This window comes from Enterococcus casseliflavus, from assembly GCF_029215545.1.
GTDB lineage: Bacteria > Bacillota > Bacilli > Lactobacillales > Enterococcaceae > Enterococcus_D > Enterococcus_D casseliflavus.
The window spans coordinates 1,997,408-2,012,330 of record NZ_CP119393.1 but is presented as its reverse complement, the minus strand read 5'-3'; the positions used below and the strand labels follow the sequence as shown (position 1 = coordinate 2,012,330).

At 42.0% G+C, this 14,923-nt stretch carries 12 protein-coding genes; 8 read left to right on the top strand and 4 right to left on the bottom strand.

All coding sequences use genetic code 11. The annotated features are described in order from the left end of the window. Nucleotides 1-2: 2 nt before the first annotated feature. The gene (locus P0G38_RS09810) at nucleotides 3-458 is read left to right on the top strand and encodes an S-ribosylhomocysteine lyase (protein WP_008382180.1); all 456 of its coding nucleotides are present in this window, start codon (nucleotides 3-5) and stop codon (nucleotides 456-458) included. Between the two features lie 95 nt (nucleotides 459-553). Here the strand turns inward: P0G38_RS09810 and P0G38_RS09805 are convergent, their stop codons facing one another. Beyond that, nucleotides 554-1,309, bottom strand: coding sequence for a Tat pathway signal sequence domain protein (locus P0G38_RS09805; protein ID WP_086295230.1), 756 nt, complete (start codon nucleotides 1,307-1,309; stop codon nucleotides 554-556). Nucleotides 1,310-1,414: 105 nt separating this feature from the next. After that, entirely contained in the window at nucleotides 1,415-1,957 is a 543-nt protein-coding gene (locus P0G38_RS09800; RefSeq protein ID WP_275850487.1) for a hypothetical protein, read from the bottom strand. A 398-nt stretch (nucleotides 1,958-2,355) separates the two neighbouring features. Here P0G38_RS09800 and P0G38_RS09795 point away from each other — a divergent pair, with 398 nt between their 5' ends. Beyond that, complete coding sequence (locus P0G38_RS09795; protein ID WP_275850485.1) at nucleotides 2,356-2,595, top strand: hypothetical protein; 240 nt, start codon at nucleotides 2,356-2,358, stop codon at nucleotides 2,593-2,595. A gap of 47 nt (nucleotides 2,596-2,642) precedes the next feature. Here the strand turns inward: P0G38_RS09795 and P0G38_RS09790 are convergent, their stop codons facing one another. Further along, the gene (locus P0G38_RS09790; protein ID WP_005225946.1) at nucleotides 2,643-3,380 is read right to left on the bottom strand and encodes an amino acid ABC transporter ATP-binding protein; all 738 of its coding nucleotides are present in this window, start codon (nucleotides 3,378-3,380) and stop codon (nucleotides 2,643-2,645) included. Nucleotide 3,381: 1 nt separating this feature from the next. Next, complete coding sequence (locus P0G38_RS09785; RefSeq protein WP_275850483.1) at nucleotides 3,382-5,535, bottom strand: amino acid ABC transporter substrate-binding protein/permease; 2,154 nt, start codon at nucleotides 5,533-5,535, stop codon at nucleotides 3,382-3,384. 270 nt (nucleotides 5,536-5,805) lie between these two features. Here P0G38_RS09785 and uvrB point away from each other — a divergent pair, with 270 nt between their 5' ends. The 6 genes from uvrB (at nucleotide 5,806) to P0G38_RS09755 (ending at nucleotide 14,905) form a co-directional block, all read left to right on the top strand. Further along, the gene (gene uvrB, locus P0G38_RS09780) at nucleotides 5,806-7,797 is read left to right on the top strand and encodes an excinuclease ABC subunit UvrB (protein ID WP_008382187.1); all 1,992 of its coding nucleotides are present in this window, start codon (nucleotides 5,806-5,808) and stop codon (nucleotides 7,795-7,797) included. 13 nt (nucleotides 7,798-7,810) lie between these two features. Then, nucleotides 7,811-10,627: an excinuclease ABC subunit UvrA gene (gene uvrA / locus P0G38_RS09775; RefSeq protein WP_275850480.1), complete on the top strand. Its 2,817-nt coding sequence runs from the start codon at nucleotides 7,811-7,813 to the stop codon at nucleotides 10,625-10,627. Nucleotides 10,628-10,935: 308 nt separating this feature from the next. Then, a complete protein-coding gene (locus tag P0G38_RS09770; RefSeq protein ID WP_275850478.1) occupies nucleotides 10,936-12,189 on the top strand; it encodes a carboxylate--amine ligase in 1,254 nt (417 codons plus the stop codon). A gap of 3 nt (nucleotides 12,190-12,192) precedes the next feature. Then, nucleotides 12,193-12,903 carry an amino acid racemase gene (locus P0G38_RS09765; RefSeq protein WP_194186086.1) on the top strand — a complete coding sequence of 237 codons (711 nt, stop codon included), beginning with the start codon at nucleotides 12,193-12,195 and terminating at the stop codon, nucleotides 12,901-12,903. Between the two features lie 113 nt (nucleotides 12,904-13,016). Beyond that, nucleotides 13,017-13,907, top strand: a complete 891-nt coding sequence (gene rapZ / locus P0G38_RS09760; RefSeq protein WP_005225952.1) for an RNase adapter RapZ — start codon at nucleotides 13,017-13,019, stop codon at nucleotides 13,905-13,907. Further along, on the top strand, nucleotides 13,904-14,905 hold the full coding sequence (locus P0G38_RS09755) for a gluconeogenesis factor YvcK family protein (protein WP_275850473.1): 1,002 nt from the start codon (nucleotides 13,904-13,906) through the stop codon (nucleotides 14,903-14,905). The genes rapZ and P0G38_RS09755 overlap by 4 nt, the downstream gene beginning before the upstream one ends. Nucleotides 14,906-14,923 lie beyond the last annotated feature (18 nt).

Here is a 14,923-nt window from a genome sequence, read left to right as displayed (position 1 = left end):
CAATGAAAATGAATGTTGAAAGTTTTAATTTGGATCATACGAAAGTCAAAGCACCTTATGTACGGGTTGCCGATAAAAAACAAGGAACGAATGATACCATCATCAAATATGATGTCCGTTTGAAGCAGCCGAACCAAGCGCATATGGATATGGCAAGTCTGCACTCGCTAGAACATTTGACGGCAGAATTGATTCGTAATCATGCGGACTATATCGTGGACTGGTCACCAATGGGCTGCCAAACCGGCTTTTATTTGACTGTCTTGAATCATGACGATTATGAAGAGATTTTGACCGTCCTAGAAAAAACCATGAAGGACGTTTTGCAAGCAACTGAAGTACCTGCCAGCAATGAAGTGCAATGCGGTTGGGCGGCGAACCATACCTTAGAGGGTGCGCAAAAATTAGCGCAAGAATTTCTTGATGAACGTGACAATTGGTCGACCGTTTTTGCCTAAATAAAAATAGAAGTAGAAAAAAGGTGCCTGCGTTTGGATTCGCAGACGCCTTTTTTGTTAAACCCGCAAAGAGATGGGGGTTCGATAGTTTTTGTTTATGGTTCTACTGCTTGGACAGTGATGCCGACTCCGTTTGGATTATAGGTTTGACTAATGTAAAACTCAAATCCTTCATGAAAAAAGAAAAGTCTCCGAATGGCGCTAACGTCTCTGATGTGAGCATCTAAACCATACTTTTCGATCAATGTCTCTTTGATCTCCTCAATATCATCCTCTTTCCCGAATTGTGAGAAATCAATACCGAAAAATTCTGGGACATCAACCAATGTGATTCTAGATAAATGTTCATTTCCCGCGTTATCGGAGTCAAAATCAAAGCTGATTTTGGACAGTTTGTCCCTTGAACCTAAAGGAACTCTTTTTGTCTCGAGAGCGCTGCTGTCAGCCATCGTTGATAACAAATCAATGGCTGAATCAGGCAAACGAGTGGTTACTTTTCTTACTTCATCAACCATTGCTCCTTGATCGGGAGAAAAAACTTTTCTAGTCTCTTCCGTGACGATCACATTTTCGCGGCGCCGCTTTCGGTTAATGGCACTGCGCTCTTGATTTACCCGATCACTACGTTTGATGAGAGCGAGGCCGAGATCGCTGATGGATTCAGGGGAAGGTCTTTCTTCCAGTAAAGCAGTTAAGTAATCGATCTCTAAAAACTGCTCGTAGGCAGCTGCTGGCTGATTTTCGCTGTAGAAGAGGACAGCTCCGAGTAAAAAACAACTAATGCCCAAACAAAGAAAAAGACTTCTTCTGCGATGCTCCCGGATTTTTTTCATAGGACGATTCAGTTTCATTTTATCCTTCAACTCCTAAGTTTTTTAGGCGACTCATGATAATAGAGGTGTTTGAATTTCATGACGCATTTTGCCAATCTTAGTTACGAGAAATCGCTTAATGGATTACTCAATTTCTGATTCAGAAAACTGATCATGCCAGGCCACATCAGAAACGGTTCGGTTAATAAGAGTGACAATGATTGCCTCACCATCGGAATTGATCCATGCATTAGATTCCACACCTACAACCGCTAGTCGCCAAGAAGGCAGTCCACCCATGATCTCAAGAACTTGATCGCAGGACATTCCTTCTTGCAATTGGTGGAGTAAGTCTTTGTTGACTGTTCGATTCCACCGTCGCGGCAGCCCGATCTGCAATTGTTCACAATACGAAAATTGAGGGGCAGCTGTTTCGGTACTGCTCTGAGCTTGTGCAAAGTCATCAGAAGAACGAGCTGTTTCAGATGCGGGTTCTGATGTGTGGTTCTCAGTTCTGGAAGAAGAAGCTATGGTTTCTGAATCAGCTGACAAAGATTGAGAAGACGACGTTGCTTCTGGTGAAAAACTGCTCTTGGGGGTGTCATCCATGATTTCGTCAATTAAGGTACAGCCAGTGAGAAAGAGGGAGAGTAACATTAATAAGGGAAATAAAAAGATGGTTTTCATAAGATAGGTTCCTCCAAAATGATTTCGTTAATTTTCTTTGTTATTTTAATGTTGGTTTTTTATTAGAAAAATCCCGTCAGTTGCTATAAAATAAAAAAAGAAAAATGTTTGTATACCTATTTAGATTTGGAGGGAGTGTTGTTTAATAAGTGTAACATGTTGCTTCCGATCTGGCTACTTGATTTCCAATATCCTTTCGTGGTTTTAGTAAAACTGGTATCTGCAGCTTACGATGTTGAAAAGTAAATGTTATAATAGATTTAACTACTCAATAAAAATTTGCTATTTTAAAGGTGAATCCTGTTTACTCTTACCAGATCAACAGGAACCAGCATACCTTTTGCTAAGAATTTATGTAAGGAATGATTTTTTTCATAAAACGGAGAGGAGGAAAGAATATGAGCATCTTAAAGCAATGGCAAGCAAAACATCAAGCGAAAAAAGAAACAAAAAAGCAGGCATTACGGTTAAAAAATGCCAAGCTTCGTGCAGCAGGGAAAGAGCCATTGAAGGGCTGGGGGAAAATGGTTGATACTGGCATCGGCGGGGCGAACAAAGCAAACCCCATCGATACAAAAGTGTTTCTGGGGGAAAATCAAAAGCGGATCGCAGATGAAACGAAACGGAACAAGCCATAAAGAAAACCTCTGCAACAGTTCATTAGTCAAACTGTTGCAGAGGTTTTTTAAATATTCAATACTTTGTCTAAGAAGTCTTTGGTACGCTCATGCTTAGGATTGGTAAAGATTTGCTCAGGTGTACCGTCTTCCAAGAAGTTCCCGCCGTCAATAAACATCACACGGTTTGCTACTTCTTTGGCAAACCCCATCTCGTGAGTTACGATCACCATGGTCATTCCTTGTTTTGCCAAATCCTTCATAACATTCAGTACATCGCCAACCATTTCTGGATCGAGTGCGGAGGTTGGTTCATCGAACAACATAACATCGGGATTCATTGCTAAAGCTCTAGCGATCGCCACCCGTTGTTTTTGTCCTCCAGACAGATTGTCAGGGTACATGTCTTTTTTATCTGCCAAACCGACCGTTTCTAATAAACGAATTGCGTTCTTTTCCGCTTCTTGCCGAGAAGCATTTTTTAGATCCATCGGGGCTAAAATGATATTTTCTAAAACCGACAAGTGAGGGAAGAGATTGAAATGCTGAAACACCATGCCGATATGTTGACGAACAGCATTGATATTGGTGTTTTTATCCATCAGATGTGCGCCGTCAACGATAATATCGCCGCTGGTTGGTTCTTCTAAGCGGTTCAAACAGCGTAAGAACGTCGATTTACCAGATCCTGAAGGACCGATCACACAAACGACTTCTCCTTCAGCGATTGAAACATTGATATTGTTCAATACGGTATTGTCGCCGTATTTTTTCACAAGATTTTCAACTAAGATTTTTTCTTTCATGCTATTTCACCTTCTTTTCTAAAACTTTTGCAAGTTTCGTTAAAGCTGTGATCACGACTAAGTAAATAATCGCGATGATCAAGTAAACATAGGTACTTTGCGTAGTCCGTGCAACGATGATTTTCCCAGTTTGCAATAATTCTACGACTCCGATAACCGAGATGATCGTTGTATCTTTCAATGAGATAACGAATTGGTTAACGAAAGATGGAATCATGATTTTGATCGCTTGCGGTAAAATGATTTTCTGCATTGTCCGAGTGTAGGTCATCCCCAAACTTCGAGAGGCTTCCATCTGACCTTTTGGCACCGCATTGATCCCGCCACGGACGATCTCAGCGATATAGGCACTGGCATTTAAAGTCAATGTAATGACCCCGGCTGCAAAGTCGGGAATCGTGATACCAATGGCATCGGAAAGGCCGAAGAAGATGAAGAAAGCCAATACCATCATAGGAATACCACGAATGATATCAACATAGATCCCTGCAAAAACCCGCAATGCTTTGATTGGAGCAACACTAAATAGTCCAAAAATGATGCCGATCACTAATGCTAAGGCAAAAGAAATCAATGCTAGTAAAAGGGTATTCCATAAACCTTTTAATAAGACGTTATAGTTGTTGCTGATCAAACCAGTGATCGTTGATTCATCCACTCGTTTTTCTGTGGCAGAGCCATCTTCAATGTATTTATTGATGATTTGATCGTACTCGCCAGTCCGTTTCATTTCTTTCAATGCTTCATTGAACATTTGGATCAGTTCAGGATTTTGGCCTTTTTTCACCGCAAAACCGTACTGACCGCCAGATTCTTTTTCAATCGGTGTCACTAGTTTTTGACCTTGGCTGATGGCATAACCGATCACTGGATAATCATCCATCATGGCATCGATTTGTCCGCCGTTAACAGCTGCATATAATTGATCGGCTGCATCATAATATTTGATCGAATAGCCATATTTTTCTTCGTTGGCGATCAAGAAGTCTGCACTTTCTGTTCCCACTTTCGCACCAACGGTTTTTCCATCTAGATCTTCATAGGAATTGATGGAATCATTGCCTTCTTTTACAGCGATCTGAATGCCGCTTTCAAAGTAAGAGTCTGAGAAGTCGTAGGATTGGCGACGCTCATCAGTGATCGTCATCCCAGCGATCATCCCATCTGCTTGGTTACCATCCAAGGCTTGCAAAGCTCCTGAAAAACCGATGAAATTGAATTCAATGTTGAACCCTTGCAATTCTGCCGCCCGATTCATTAAATCAACATCGATCCCTACATACTCATTGTCTTCATTTTGGAATTCAAATGGAGCGAAGGCGGAGTCACTGGCAATTCGGTAAACATCTTTCTTTGGTTCGACTTTCACCATTTCACTGGTGTCTGCATCTGAATCAGACGTTGTGATGTAAGTATTGACGATTTCGTCGTATTTGCCAGAAGCTTTCATGTTGGCTAAACCAGCATTGAATTTTTCAAGTAGTTCTTGATTTTGGTCTTTTCTGACAGCGAATCCGTAAGAAGCACCTTTTTCAGGTTCGCCGACAAGTTTCATGGGTTCGCCGTTGTTAATGGCATAGCCAAGCACTGGATAATCATCAAAAGCGGCTGCCACAGTACCATTGCGTACAGCGCCATACAACCCAGTAGCGTCATCATAAAGTTTGATGTCGTAGCCATACTGATCTTTGTTTTCTTCTAAAAAGCGGGCACTTTCGGTACCAACCTTTGCACCGACCGTTTCGCCCTCAAGATCTTCGTAGCTAGTAATGCTGTCATTGTCAGCAGCTACCGCCATTTGAATCCCACTATCAAAATAAGGATCTGAGAAATCAAACGTTTCTTTGCGTTCATCAGTGATGCTCATTCCAGCAATCATGCCATCTAACTGATTTGATTGCACGCCTTGAATGGAAGCGTCAAAGCCTAAAGGACGTAAATCAACTGCAAAACCTTGATCTTCAGCGATCGCGTTTAATAAATCTATATCGATCCCAACGTATTCATTATTTTCATTTTGGAATTCGAAAGGAGCAAATGTTAAATCTGTTCCTATCTTATACGTAGTTTCCTCCGCACTTGCTGACTTTACTGATAGCGTAAAAATGCTGATAATCAGCGCGATTAAAGCGAAGGACATGTGTTTTCTTTTCAAGAAAATTCCCCCTTTAGATATAACGTATTTATAGATTATATGGATTTTTTCTTCAACACACAAGTCTTTCTCTTTAAAAATATGACAAAATTGCTTAAACCTCACATCAGATGTTAGAAAATCAAACATGTTAAGTTATGCTTAATCGCATGAAACTTTCATAGCAAATGATGGCGAAAGTATGTTCGCTATGATATACTTATTTATGGAAAAGCGGCAGCGAGTTTTTCTTTTTTTGTTGTCGTTTAGAATAATCGAGGGGGAATGAAGATGATCGAAAGAACAACTTCCCATGAATTTGACTTAGTATCAAAATATCAACCAGCTGGGGATCAACCAGAAGCGATCCATCAATTGGTTGACGGGGTGGTCGGTGGAAAAAAAGCACAGATTTTGTTGGGAGCCACTGGGACCGGTAAGACTTATACGATTTCTAATCTAATCAAGGAAGTCAATAAACCGACATTGATCATTGCCCATAATAAAACATTGGCTGGACAATTATATGGCGAGTTTAAGGACTTCTTTCCAAATAATGCAGTCGAGTATTTTGTCAGTTACTATGATTACTATCAACCAGAAGCGTATGTTCCTTCCAGTGATACATACATCGAAAAAGACTCCAGTGTCAACGATGAAATCGATAAGCTGCGTCACTCGGCGACAAGTTCTTTATTAGAGAGAAACGATGTGATCGTTGTAGCTTCTGTCTCCTGTATTTTCGGTTTAGGTTCGCCGATCGAGTATGCCAGACAGGTTGTTTCTTTACGAGTAGGGATGGAAAAGTCTCGGGATCAACTATTAAAAGAATTGATCGAGATCCAATTTGAACGAAACGACATCGATTTTCAACGGGGACGTTTTCGCGTGCGCGGCGATGTTGTGGAGATTTTCCCAGCTTCTCGTGATGAGCGAGCGTTACGCATTGAGTTTTTTGGCGATGAAATCGATCGGATTCGTGAAGTCGATGCCTTGACGGGCGAGATCATGAGTGACACCGAACATGTGTCGATCTTTCCGGCAACGCACTTTGTGACCAATGAAGACCATATGGAACATGCGATCGCTTCGATCCAAAGTGAACTCGATGAACGACTGAAAGTTTTGCGAGCAGAAAATAAGCTGCTGGAAGCACAGCGTTTAGAGCAGCGAACCAACTATGATATTGAAATGATGCGAGAAATGGGGTATACCTCAGGAATCGAAAACTACTCTCGCCATATGGATGGACGAAAAGAAGGCGAACCGCCTTATACGTTATTGGATTTCTTCCCAGATGATTTTCTATTAGTAATCGACGAATCACACGTAACGATGCCCCAAGTTCGTGGGATGTATAATGGTGACCGTGCTAGAAAACAAATGTTAGTGGATTATGGCTTCCGTTTGCCTTCTGCACTGGACAACCGTCCGTTACGCTTGGAAGAATTTGAGAAGCATGTCAATCAAATCGTCTATGTGTCAGCAACACCTGGCCCCTATGAATACGATCAAACCGATACCGTCGTTCAACAAATCATTCGTCCGACTGGTCTGTTAGATCCGGTGATCGAAGTACGACCGATCATGGGTCAAATTGACGACCTCGTAGGAGAAATCAATGAGCGAGTCGAGCGAAATGAACGGGTCTTTGTCACGACCTTGACGAAAAAAATGTCTGAAGATTTGACGGATTACTTTAAAGAATTAGGGATCAAAGTCAAATACTTGCACAGTGACATCAAAACATTGGAACGAACAGAGATCATTCGCGACCTGCGTCTCGGTGAATTTGATGTACTGGTCGGAATCAACTTACTGCGAGAAGGGTTAGACGTCCCAGAAGTTTCCCTGGTTGCGATCCTTGATGCCGATAAGGAAGGATTCTTGCGCAGTGAGCGTTCATTAGTCCAAACCATCGGACGAGCAGCTCGAAACTCAGAAGGAAAAGTAATCATGTACGCCGATAAAATGACCGATTCGATGCAGCGAGCGATCGACGAAACAGCGCGACGCCGAAGTATTCAAGAAGCCTATAACGAAGAACATGGAATCGTACCGAAAACCATCATCAAAGAGATTCGCGATCTGATCGCGATCACGAAAGTGGCGGAAGAAACTGGCGAATACACCACGACTTCTTATGAAGAACTGAGTCGTGAAGAGAAAGCAACCTTGTTGTTGAAATTAGAAAAAGAAATGAAAGATGCTGCGAAAGCACTGGATTTTGAAACGGCTGCTACCTTGAGAGATACTATTCTTGAGCTAAAAGCTGCTGATTAGAAGGAGAAACAATATGGCAAATGATAAAATCGTGATCCATGGGGCACGGGCCCATAATTTAAAAAATATCGATGTGACGATTCCCAGAGACCAGCTCGTTGTTGTAACTGGTCTTTCGGGTTCAGGGAAAAGCTCCTTAGCATTTGATACGTTGTATGCCGAAGGACAGCGCCGATATGTCGAAAGTCTATCGGCATATGCCCGTCAGTTTTTAGGGCAAATGGATAAACCCGACGTAGATAGCATTGATGGACTTAGTCCAGCGATTTCTATCGATCAAAAAACCACCAGTAAGAACCCGCGATCAACAGTGGGGACGGTTACTGAAATCAATGATTATCTGCGGCTTCTTTACGCCAGAATCGGTCACCCAATCTGTCCCAATGATCATATCGAGATTACTAGTCAGTCGGTTGAGCAGATGGTGGATGAAGTTTTGGCATTACCAGAACGCACCAAGATCCAATTGTTGGCACCTATCGTTTATCAAAAGAAAGGGCAGCACAAAAAAGTCTTCGAACGTATCCAAAGAGAAGGTTATGTTCGGATGCGGGTGGATGGCGAAGTCTATGATGTCTCTGAAGCGCCTGAATTAGAAAAAAATAAAAAGCATGATATTGCCATCATCATTGACCGAATCGTTGTAAAGGAAGGCATCCGTTCTCGTCTGTTTGATTCCTTTGAAGCGGCATTACGTTTAGCTGATGGCTATGCGGTAGTCGATGTGATTGGTCAAGAAGAGATGCTTTTCAGTGAACATTATTCTTGTCCGTATTGTGGCTTTACAGTTGGTGAATTAGAACCACGGCTCTTTTCATTCAATGCGCCTTTTGGTGCTTGTCCAGACTGTGATGGTCTTGGTGTGAAGCTAGAAGTCGATGTCGACCTAGTGATTCCCGATCAAAGCAAAACGTTGCGTGAAGGTGCACTATTACCTTGGAACCCAATCAGTTCACAGTATTATCCGCAAATGCTGGAACAAGCCTGCCAAGAGTTCAATATCGATATGGATACACCCTTTGAAGAACTGCCAGAAGAACACAAAGACATTATTTTGAATGGTTCGAATGGAGAAATTTTCCATTTCCATTATGAGAATGATTTCGGTGGCGTGCGTGATGTTGAGGTAGCTTTTGAAGGGATATTATCAAATATCAAACGCCGTTATCATGAAACCAACTCTGATTTCACCCGTGATCAAATGCGTTTGTATATGACGGAATTGACTTGTAAAACTTGTCATGGCTATCGTTTGAACCCTCAAGCGCTGTGCGTGCAAGTCAACGGAAAACACATTGGTGAAATGAGCGAGATGGCAATCAACAATGCGTTGAACTTTGTCGAAGAATTGAAACTATCGGAACAAGAGCAAATGATCGCACGTCCGATCGTGAAAGAAGTCGATGATCGTCTAAGCTTCTTGAAAAATGTCGGATTGGACTATTTGACCTTGAGTCGTGCATCAGGCACACTCTCTGGTGGGGAAGCGCAACGGATTCGTTTGGCAACACAAATCGGCTCCAATTTGTCTGGGGTGCTTTACATTCTTGATGAGCCATCGATCGGTCTTCACCAACGGGATAACGATCGCTTGCTAGATTCATTGCGGAAAATGCGCGATCTTGGGAATACGCTGATCGTCGTTGAGCATGACGAAGACACGATGCGGGCAGCGGACTACTTGATCGATGTCGGTCCAGGTGCAGGACACGCAGGTGGCGAGATCGTCGCTGCAGGCACTCCTGATGAAGTCGCAGCCAATGCGTCTTCCTTAACAGGTCAGTACTTATCAGGAAAACGACAAATCCCGACACCAACGGAACGCCGCAAAGGCAATGGTGAAAAGATTCGTGTGACCGGTGCTTCTGAGAATAACTTGAAAAACATTTCGGTCGATTTTCCATTAGGAAAGTTCGTCGCCGTTACTGGGGTCTCTGGCTCTGGTAAATCGACATTAGTCAATGAAATTTTGAAAAAAGCCTTGGCGCAAAAAATCAATCGGAATTCGAACAAACCTGGTCGCTTTAAAACCATTACTGGTTATGAAGCGATTGAGAAATTGATAGATATCGATCAAAGCCCTATCGGTCGGACGCCTCGAAGCAATCCAGCAACGTATACCAGTGTCTTTGATGACATTCGCGATTTATTTGCTAAAACCAATGAGGCGAAAGTCCGTGGTTACAAAAAAGGCCGCTTTAGTTTTAATGTAAAAGGTGGACGTTGTGAAGCATGTAAAGGGGACGGAATCATCAAGATCGAGATGCACTTCTTACCTGATGTCTACGTACCTTGTGAGGTTTGTCATGGCAAACGTTATAACTCAGAAACGTTAGAAGTTCATTACAAAGGAAAAAATATTTCGGAAATCTTAGATATGACCGTGGAAGATGCAGTGGAATTTTTCCAACATATTCCTAAAATCCATCGAAAATTGCAAACGATCGTCGATGTCGGTCTAGGTTATGTCACGATGGGACAACCAGCGACTACTTTGTCTGGTGGGGAAGCGCAACGGATGAAGCTTGCCAGTGAACTGCACAAAAATTCCAATGGCAAGAGTTTTTATATCTTAGATGAACCGACGACTGGTCTGCATACGGATGATATTGCCCGTTTGTTGAAAGTTTTGGAACGATTTGTCGACGCTGGCAATACCGTTTTAGTGATCGAACACAACTTGGATGTCATCAAATCAGCGGACCATGTGATTGATCTAGGTCCAGAAGGTGGCGAAGGCGGTGGAACGATCATTGCAACTGGTACACCAGAAGAGATTGCTGCGGTTTCTGAAAGCTACACCGGTCATTATTTGAAAAAAGTCCTTTAAGCAAGGAAAAGAGCACTCACTTTTTTACTTGTCTGTCAATAGGTTTCGCTAAAGTTTAAGGAAGCGTGAAATATCTGCAAATTTCATGATAAGGGCTTGAAATCAAAATTTTATTTGATAGAATAGCAATAGGTATACGTATATTCGCATTGAATAAACTGCCTATAAGTTCTATCCGTTCAAAGTGGGAGAAAGCAATCAAAGATAGATACTTTGATTGCTTTTTTCTTTGTGGTATTATAATTCTATTGTAATTAAACGAAACGAGAGAGGTCGTTTTTCGTATTCAAAAGAGAGAGTGATTTTTGATGAGTCAGGAAAATTTTCTTCCCATATTATTAGGAAGCGATATGAATGTTTATGGTATGGCCAGAGCATTCCACGAAGCATATGGCATTCAATCAGTTGCTTATGCTGGTGCGGAACTTGCGCCAACCCGCTTTAGTAAAATTGTTACAATCAATCAAGTGGAAGGTTTTGACCATGATCCAGGATTCACTGAGACGTTGATCAAGTTAGGTAAAAATACTTACAACGATCCTGCCATGAAATATTTATTGATTCCCTGCGGCGATGGCTATGCAGAACTGTTAGCGAAGCATAAAGAAGAATTGAAGCCTTATTATACCTTTATTGCCAATGACTATTCCTTATTAAAACGGTTGATCAATAAAGTCAGTTTTTACGAAGTTTGCGAGGAATATGGCTTGCCTTATCCTAAGACCTTCATTTTAACACCTGAACTGTTGACGGAAGGAACATTCAAAGGAGAGCTGCCTTTTGATTTTCCTGTGGCTTTGAAACCAGCAAATAGTGTCGCGTGGCTGTCAGTTGATTTTGAAGGACGCAAAAAAGCCTTCATTATTGACAATCGAACAGAATTTGAAGAAATTGTTTCTCGCATTTATCAAGCGGGCTATCAATATGAAATGATCGTCCAAGATTTTATTCCTGGGGATGACAGCAACATGCGGGTCTTAAATGCCTATGTTGATGAGAATCACGAAGTTCGCGTGATGGGCTTAGGTCATCCTTTATTAGAGGATCCAACGCCTGGAGCTGTTGGGAATTATGTCGTGATCATTCCAGATGAAAATGATCAAATCTATCAAATGATCCGTAAGTTTTTAAAAGAGATCGAATATGTTGGATTTGCCAATTTTGATTTGAAATATGATGCGCGAGACGGTCAATATAAATTATTTGAAATCAACTTGCGTCAAGGAAGAAGCAGTTTCTTTATTACCTTAAGCGGATTGAATCTGGCGAAGTTCATCACAGAGGATTTAGTTTTCGAAAAACCTTACACAGAAACGGTTTATGGCAAAGCTGACGCGCCTGAAGCGAAATTATGGCTAGGGGTACCAAAAAACATTTTCTTGACTTATGCAAAAGAAAATCCTGCGAAAGAACGCGCAAAAAAATTATTAGCAGAAAATCGCTGGGGAACGACTGTCTTTTACAAAAAAGACTTATCTCTAAAGCGTTGGATTCTATTAAAGAGAATGTTCCATCTGTACAACAAACGATTCAAAACGTATTTCCATACGAAAGAAGGCTAGAAGATGGAGAATTTTTTTAGTATTTTAGGCGGCATGGGAACGTTAGCGACGGAAAGTTTTGTCCGCATTTTAAACCGACGGACACAGACCCATAAAGACCAAGATTACTTGAACTATGTTTTATTCAATCATGCGACAGTCCCAGATCGGACGGCATATATTTTAGACAACACGTTAGAAAACCCTGTTCCATATTTAATGGACGACATCGAAAAACAAAATTTGTTAAAGCCAAATTTTATTGTGTTGACTTGTAATACTGCCCATTATTTTTTTGATGAGCTGCAAGCTGCCACTGAGATCGAGATTTTGCATATGCCTCGTGAGGCGGCGAAAGTCGTTTTTGAAAAAGGCGTCACTGGAAAAGTGGCCTTTCTTGGGACAGAAGGCAGTGTCAAAGCTGGCATCTATGAAAAAGAATTGCGGAAGTTCGGACTTGACGTCTATCTTCCAGAGCCGACGATCCAAAAAAAGGTCAATACATTGATCTATGATCGAATCAAAGAAAATGATCATTTGGATCAAGAACTTTACTTTGAGATACTGGAAGAAGTCACCGAACGTATCGGCTGTGAAAGCGTAGTGCTCGGATGTACCGAGTTGTCCTTGATGGATGAATTTGTGACTGATAATCCGTATCCAGTCGTCGATGCCCAATCGATTTTAGTTGATCGGACGATCGAAAAAGCATTGGCAAATCGCCAATCAATCTAAAGCTGATAGCGACGTTAGCGGCATTTTTTGAGCTAACGTCTTTTTTTATGCCGGTGTTCCAATGATACGCCCGGCATGATATAATAGAGTTGTTTCAGAAAGGAGTTTTACCTATGACTGAAGTGGATCATTTAGAATTGGTCATTATTACTGGGATGAGCGGAGCCGGCAAAACGGTCGCGATCCAGAGTTTTGAAGATATGGGGTACTTTTGTATCGATAATATGCCCCCAAGCTTGATCCCTAAATTTTGGGAACTGATCAAAGAATCAGGAAAAGTGACGAAAATTGCCTTAGTTGTCGATCTGCGTTCAAGATCGTTTTTTGAAGAAATCCAAAGTATGCTGATCGATATTGAAAACACGAATTTTATCGACACACGGATGCTCTTTTTAGATGCATCGGACAATGAATTGGTGTCAAGATACAAAGAAACGAGAAGAGCACATCCATTAGCGATGGATGGCTTAGTTACGGAAGGGATTCGGAAAGAGCGAGCGATCTTAAACGATTTGAAGACGCGTGCCAGTATTGTTATCGACACAACGACGCTGACCCCACGGCAATTGAGAGAAAAAATCAATCAAGAATTTCGTGCTTCTCATGAGACAGGGTTTCGTATTGAAATACTTTCGTTTGGCTTCAAGTATGGCTTGCCGATCGATGCTGATATTGTGATGGATGTTCGTTTCTTACCGAATCCCCATTACATTCCAGAGTTGCGTCCTTTAACGGGTAAAGATGAACCCGTGTATGAGTACGTCATGTCTTTTCCAGAAACGGAAGAATTCTATCAGCAATTTAGTACACTGTTGCAAACGATCATGCCAGGCTATGTCAAGGAAGGCAAAAGCAGCTTGACGGTGGCTATCGGCTGTACTGGGGGCCAACACCGTTCAGTTGCATTATCTGAGCGCATCGGTGCGGTTTTGGCAGAAGACTATCGCGTCAATATTACTCATCGCGACAAAGATAAGCGTAAAGAGACGGTGAATCGTTCATGAAAATGAAAACGTACCGGATCAGAAAGCCGAAGATCGTTGTGGTAGGTGGCGGAACTGGGTTACCAGTCATCCTGAAGAGCTTGCGGAATCAGGGTGTCGACATCACAGCGATCGTTACGGTCGCTGATGATGGCGGTAGCAGCGGCGAGATTCGCAATTTGGTTTCCTCTATCTCGCCACCGGGGGATCTGCGCAATGTTTTGGCGGCTCTATCTGATATGCCGCAACTGTATAATGATATTTTTCAATACCGTTTTAAAGCCGAAGACAAATTTTTAGCCAATCATGCCCTGGGGAACTTGATTATTGCGGCGATTGCTGAAATGCGCAGCAGTACCTATGAAGCCATTCAAATTTTGTCAAAAATCATGCATATCGATGGACGAGTTTATCCTTCGTCAGATCTGCCATTGGTGTTGCACGCTGTTTTTAAAGACGGCACCGAAGCGGTAGGAGAGTCCAAGATTGCGGTTGATCGCAAAACGATCGATCGGGTCTTTGTTCGTAATCAAGAAAATAATGATGAGCCGAAAGCAGCTCGTAAAGTTGTTTCTTCAATTATGGAGGCAGATATGATCGTCTTGGGTCCTGGTAGTCTCTTTACTAGTATTTTGCCCAATCTCATGATTAGCGAGATCGGCCAAGCAATGTTGGAAACACAAGCTGAAACGGTTTATATTTGTAATATCATGACCCAAAAAGGTGAAACTGAACACTTTAGTGATGCCGACCATGTGCGGGTCCTGCATAAGCATTTAGGCAAACCCTTTATTGATACGGTGTTAGTCAACACCGAGAAAGTTCCAGCAGGGTATATGGACCCAGAGATTTATGATGAATATCTTGTACAAGTGAAACACGATTTCCAAGGACTGCGAGAAGAAGCCAGCCGTGTCATTTCAGCTGACTTTCTGGAGCTTAGAGATGGCGGAGTTTTTCATGACGGAGATAAAGTGATTGAAGAACTTCTACGTATCGTTTACGGGGCCAAAATCTAAGAAAGGAGGGATTTTTTT

Coding starts and splice junctions, on each gene's coding strand:
- P0G38_RS09810 (WP_008382180.1), top strand. CDS start 3: ATGAAAATGAATGTTGAAAGTTTTAATTTGGATCATACGAAAGTCAAA.
- P0G38_RS09805 (WP_086295230.1), bottom strand. CDS start 1,309: ATGAAACTGAATCGTCCTATGAAAAAAATCCGGGAGCATCGCAGAAGA.
- P0G38_RS09800 (WP_275850487.1), bottom strand. CDS start 1,957: ATGAAAACCATCTTTTTATTTCCCTTATTAATGTTACTCTCCCTCTTT.
- P0G38_RS09795 (WP_275850485.1), top strand. CDS start 2,356: ATGAGCATCTTAAAGCAATGGCAAGCAAAACATCAAGCGAAAAAAGAA.
- P0G38_RS09790 (WP_005225946.1), bottom strand. CDS start 3,380: ATGAAAGAAAAAATCTTAGTTGAAAATCTTGTGAAAAAATACGGCGAC.
- uvrB (WP_008382187.1), top strand. CDS start 5,806: ATGATCGAAAGAACAACTTCCCATGAATTTGACTTAGTATCAAAATAT.
- uvrA (WP_275850480.1), top strand. CDS start 7,811: ATGGCAAATGATAAAATCGTGATCCATGGGGCACGGGCCCATAATTTA.
- P0G38_RS09770 (WP_275850478.1), top strand. CDS start 10,936: ATGAGTCAGGAAAATTTTCTTCCCATATTATTAGGAAGCGATATGAAT.
- P0G38_RS09765 (WP_194186086.1), top strand. CDS start 12,193: ATGGAGAATTTTTTTAGTATTTTAGGCGGCATGGGAACGTTAGCGACG.
- rapZ (WP_005225952.1), top strand. CDS start 13,017: ATGACTGAAGTGGATCATTTAGAATTGGTCATTATTACTGGGATGAGC.
- P0G38_RS09755 (WP_275850473.1), top strand. CDS start 13,904: ATGAAAATGAAAACGTACCGGATCAGAAAGCCGAAGATCGTTGTGGTA.